We start from the raw sequence: 4461 nt of genomic DNA, 5'->3' as shown, positions 1-4461 counted from the left end.
TTTGCCTGGCGGCACTAGCGCGGTGGTCCCACCTGACCCCATGCCGAACTCAGAAGTGAAACGCCGTAGCGCCGATGGTAGTGTGGGGTCTCCCCATGCGAGAGTAGGGAACTGCCAGGCATCAAATTAGTGAGAGACCTCCGTCGAAAGACGGGGGTTTTTTGCTATGGGAAATTTAGTGAATTACGCCTGACAGATCAATCATACTTTCTTAACCAAGACCCTAAATCACCCAATCAAAACTCTGTACGCTAGAGTTCCACTAATCGGTTAAACTGAGCGTAATTAAGTAACAAATGAGAGATCAGTTTATGTCGATTCATGACTCTTCTTTAAAGGCTTCAAATACCTTTGCAATTGCTGCAGATGCTATTGAAATAATAACTGCGTACGATCCTGATGAACTGGCAACTGCCTGGCTTTCTTCGCAAAAGGAAAAACGTCCATTCCTGTTGTTAGGGGAGGGAAGTAACGTACTTTTTCTGGAAAACTTTGCCGGGACCGTCGTGCTCAATCGTATTAAAGGTATTGAGGTTACTGAAAGAGCCGAAGAGTGGTTACTGCATGTCGGAGCCGGTGAAAATTGGCATCAGCTGGTCGTTTACACTTTGGTCCACAATATTCCCGGACTCGAAAATCTGGCACTTATCCCCGGTTGTGTTGGATCAGCACCAATCCAGAATATCGGTGCTTACGGCATCGAATTACAAAGCCTTTGCGAATATGTTGACGTGATGAATCTTGATACGCGTGATGTAATTCGTCTACCTTCCAGTGAATGTCAATTTGGTTACCGTGAAAGTGTGTTCAAGCATGCCTACCGTGAGGGTTATGCGATTATCGCAGTAGGATTCAGGCTCAGTAAAAACTGGCATCCTAAGCTGACTTATGGTGACTTGACCAGACTTGAGGCGTCTAGTGTTACACCGCAACAAATCTTCGACTCTGTATGTCAGATGCGTCGCAGCAAACTCCCCGACCCGGCGGTTACCGGGAATGCAGGCAGTTTCTTCAAAAATCCTATCGTGGATATAGCACTGGCTGAAAACCTGAAGCAACAGTACCCAGCTATGCCTTATTATCCGCAAACTGAGGGGCAGGTGAAACTCGCCGCTGGATGGCTTGTTGAGCATGCGGGTTTAAAAGGTTTCTGTCTGGGAGGCGCTTGTGTACATCAGCAGCAGGCATTAGTGCTGATTAATAAAGATGGTGCGACCGGTGATGATATTAAGGCCTTGGCAAAGCATGTGCGTGATACTGTTGCCGCGCATTTTGCGGTCTGGTTAGAACCGGAGGTGCGTTTTATTTCTTCCTTTGGCGAAACCAACGCAGTTGAGGCGTTATCATGAAAGATACCACCGTTCCGCTTCATATTGTATCCATCTTGGCTGGCGGCGAATTCCACTCTGGCGAACAGTTGGGAGCTAAACTAGGCATGAGTCGTGCTGCAATCAACAAGCATATCCAAACAGTAAGAGACTGGGGAGTAGATGTTTTTACCGTTCCAGGAAAGGGGTATAGCTTACCGGCTCCAATTCAGTTATTGGATGAAGAAAAGATCCTCGCTGCCTTACCTGAAGGGCGGGTAGACGTATTATCTGTTATTGATTCTACTAATCAGTATTTACTAAATCGAATTAGTCAGCTTACGTCTGGTGATGCATGTGTTGCTGAATATCAGGAGTCAGGGCGAGGTCGCCGCGGGCGGAAATGGTTCTCACCTTTCGGTGCTAACTTATACCTCTCGATGTACTGGAAACTCGATCAAGGCCCCGCTGCAGCTATGGGCCTGAGCCTGGTTATTGGCATTATAATGGCTGAAGTGCTGCAACAGTTGGGTGCGGAAAACGTTCGTGTGAAATGGCCTAATGATCTTTACCTGAAAGATCGCAAGCTGGCGGGTATTTTAGTCGAATTGACCGGAAAAACGGGTGATGCGGCACACTTAGTTATAGGTGCTGGTATTAATCTTAATATGCGTGTGTCAGCTTCTGGTTCTATCGAGCAGGGCTGGATAAACTTGCAAGAAGCTGGCGTGAATATCGATCGTAACCAGCTGGCCGCCACATTGTTAAAAGAGTGGCGCTTTGCATTACGCCAATTCGAAGTTGAGGGGCTGTCCCCCTTTATTAGCCGCTGGCGCAACCTGGATAATTTCCTCGATCGCCCCGTGAAGTTATTAATCGGTGAACAGGAAATCCACGGTATTGAGCGAGGTATTGATCAGAATGGTGGATTATTACTGGAGCAGGATGGCATAGTTAATGCGTTTATCGGTGGGGAAATATCCCTTCGAGGTCGTTGAGTATAATAAAGGAGGGCAATTTCCCTCCTTTTCTTACTTCCTCAACCTGACATTCTCAACCGCATGGTTAGCGCTTTTTGTCATGATTAAACTCGCTCTTTCGCGGGTTGGAAGTATGTTTTCTTTTAAATTCAATCCATTGATTTCATTCCATAATTGTGTGGCGATGCTTACTGCTTCTGCTTCAGGAAGTTTTGCATAATGATGGAAGTAAGAATCAGGATCTGAGAATGCGCCCTGACGGAATTTAAGGAAGCGGTTTATATACCAGCTTTGCAATAAATCTTCCGGAGCATCTACATAGATTGAGAAATCAACAAAGTCAGACACAAATACGTGATGCGGGTCATGAGGATAATCCATTCCACTTTGTAAGACATTTAGTCCTTCAAGAATAAGAATGTCTGGCTGCTCAATAACTTTATTACCTTCCGGTATAACATCATAAATAAGGTGAGAATAAACAGGCGCCTTTACACTCTTGGCACCAGATTTGACCTCGGAAACGAAATTGACCAACTGATGCATATCGTAAGATTGTGGGAATCCCTTCTTCTTCATGATCCCTCGTTCTTGAAGCGTTTTATTCGGATACAGGAATCCATCAGTCGTGATTAATTCGACGGTCCTATGTTCTGGCCAGCGGCTGAGCAACGCTTGTAAGACACGTGCGGTGGTACTTTTACCCACGGCAACGCTGCCTGCGATACCAATAACATAAGGAATTTTTTGACCGTCAGTTCCTAAAAATTGCTCCAGAACAGCCTGTCGACGAAGGTTAGAACTGATGTAAAAATTGAGAAGGCGTGAAAGCGGCAGATAAATTTGTGCGACTTCCTCAAGGGATAGATCCTCATTGATACCTTTCAGTTTCACGATTTCAGCCTCTTTGAGCGTTAGTGGAACTGAATCACGCAAGGCTGCCCATTGAGATCTGTCGAACTGGAGATAAGGTGTTGCCAAAGATAAGTCTATTTTTTTCATAAGTTATAGTCTGCCTGTTAGCGCAGGTCAGGAAAGGCGCCGCACGCCAAGTCCAGACAGTAAACCAGCAGCCTATTATAGACAGCTTAGTTTTCGCCGTAGACACTTTTCTCATAACTTATCTATTTTTTTGATTGAGTTAAAAAATTTTTAAGAAACTTATGAAAGACGCTTATTATCAGAATAAAATTTGCGATTGTCTGATCAAACCGTCATTTCAGCAGAGTAGAACTTATTACAACGGCTTGTAATGCAGTACATCTAATCGATAGTTACCCTGATAAGGGATATTCCGCCCTCCCTTATGGATGAGCTGACTTGGACAATATTAATACTTAAAGTGAGCGAAAAACGCATTTATTATCATTTTTTGCATAAAACATGAGCGATAGAGAAAAAGACGCAATTTTTTTGTTGCATACCCCGCCAAGTCTCCCTAGAATGCGCAGCACTTGATGCCGGCATAGCTCAGTTGGTAGAGCAACTGACTTGTAATCAGTAGGTCCCGAGTTCGACTCTTGGTGCCGGCACCAATCAAGTACTTAAAATTAGGTGGGGTTCCCGAGCGGCCAAAGGGAGCAGACTGTAAATCTGCCGTCATCGACTTCGAAGGTTCGAATCCTTCCCCCACCACCATACGAGCCTTAGCAATAAGGTGACTTACAATGTAAAGCACGTTGTAAGTGAAGGTGCGGTTTAAGTGTCTCATTTCCTTATCCCCGTCCTTCGCGTTCTTCAGAACAATCAGGTAGCCGAGTTCAAAGATGCGGGCATCGTATAATGGCTATTACCTCAGCCTTCCAAGCTGATGATGTGGGTTCGATTCCCACTGCCCGCTCCAAGATGTGCTGATATAGCTCAGTTGGTAGAGCGCACCCTTGGTAAGGGTGAGGTCGGCAGTTCGAATCTGCCTATCAGCACCACTTCCAAATTCTCCCTCCTGATTTTTTTCTGTAAAATAATTCATCAAGCAAACGCTTGGTTGATGTGGTGATACCACCGATTTAACCGTGTCTTAGAGGGACAATCGATGTCTAAAGAAAAGTTTGAACGTACAAAACCGCACGTTAACGTTGGTACTATCGGCCACGTTGACCACGGTAAAACTACCCTGACTGCTGCAATCACCACCGTTTTGGCTAAAACCTACGGCGGTTCTGCTCGTGCATTCG

4 protein-coding genes, 4 tRNA genes and 1 rRNA gene are annotated in these 4461 nt (G+C 45.4%); 8 read left to right on the top strand and 1 reads right to left on the bottom strand.

What is annotated here, in order from left to right; translation table 11 throughout:
- Nucleotides 1-4: 4 nt before the first annotated feature.
- The 3 genes from rrf to birA all read left to right on the top strand — a co-directional run bounded on the left by rrf (nucleotide 5) and on the right by birA (nucleotide 2305).
- Nucleotides 5-120 (top strand): 5S ribosomal RNA (rrf, locus tag ACMV8I_RS21280).
- A gap of 191 nt (nucleotides 121-311) precedes the next feature.
- Nucleotides 312-1349 carry a UDP-N-acetylmuramate dehydrogenase gene (murB, locus tag ACMV8I_RS21275; protein ID WP_498867139.1) on the top strand — a complete coding sequence of 346 codons (1038 nt, stop codon included), beginning with the start codon at nucleotides 312-314 and terminating at the stop codon, nucleotides 1347-1349.
- Nucleotides 1346-2305 carry a bifunctional biotin--[acetyl-CoA-carboxylase] ligase/biotin operon repressor BirA gene (birA, locus tag ACMV8I_RS21270; RefSeq protein ID WP_498867138.1) on the top strand — a complete coding sequence of 320 codons (960 nt, stop codon included), beginning with the start codon at nucleotides 1346-1348 and terminating at the stop codon, nucleotides 2303-2305. The genes murB and birA overlap by 4 nt, the downstream gene beginning before the upstream one ends.
- A 33-nt stretch (nucleotides 2306-2338) precedes the next feature.
- Here the strand turns inward: birA and coaA are convergent, their stop codons facing one another.
- Nucleotides 2339-3289, bottom strand: coding sequence for a type I pantothenate kinase (gene coaA / locus ACMV8I_RS21265; protein ID WP_498867137.1), 951 nt, complete (start codon nucleotides 3287-3289; stop codon nucleotides 2339-2341).
- Nucleotides 3290-3746: 457 nt separating this feature from the next.
- Between coaA and ACMV8I_RS21260 the strand changes: the two genes are divergently transcribed.
- The 5 genes from ACMV8I_RS21260 to ACMV8I_RS21240 all read left to right on the top strand — a co-directional run.
- Nucleotides 3747-3822, top strand: a tRNA-Thr gene (locus ACMV8I_RS21260).
- Between the two features lie 18 nt (nucleotides 3823-3840).
- A tRNA-Tyr gene (locus tag ACMV8I_RS21255) sits at nucleotides 3841-3925 on the top strand.
- Between the two features lie 130 nt (nucleotides 3926-4055).
- Nucleotides 4056-4130 (top strand) — tRNA-Gly (locus ACMV8I_RS21250).
- 6 nt (nucleotides 4131-4136) lie between these two features.
- Nucleotides 4137-4212: transfer RNA gene (locus ACMV8I_RS21245), tRNA-Thr, on the top strand.
- 107 nt (nucleotides 4213-4319) lie between these two features.
- The coding region (locus tag ACMV8I_RS21240) for a GTP-binding protein (protein WP_074437493.1) at nucleotides 4320-4461 on the top strand (142 nt) is incomplete at its 3' end.

The sequence above is a fragment of the Ewingella sp. S1.OA.A_B6 genome (assembly GCF_049889095.1).
Classification (GTDB): Bacteria; Pseudomonadota; Gammaproteobacteria; order Enterobacterales; family Enterobacteriaceae; genus Ewingella.
Note: the sequence above shows the minus strand (reverse complement) of the source record. Positions and strands in the feature narration are given on the sequence as shown.

Bases quoted from the DNA above. Each gene is read 5' to 3' on its own strand.
- murB (WP_498867139.1), top strand. From the start codon at position 312: ATGTCGATTCATGACTCTTCTTTAAAGGCTTCAAATACCTTTGCAATT.
- coaA (WP_498867137.1), bottom strand. From the start codon at position 3,289: ATGAAAAAAATAGACTTATCTTTGGCAACACCTTATCTCCAGTTCGAC.
- birA (WP_498867138.1), top strand. From the start codon at position 1,346: ATGAAAGATACCACCGTTCCGCTTCATATTGTATCCATCTTGGCTGGC.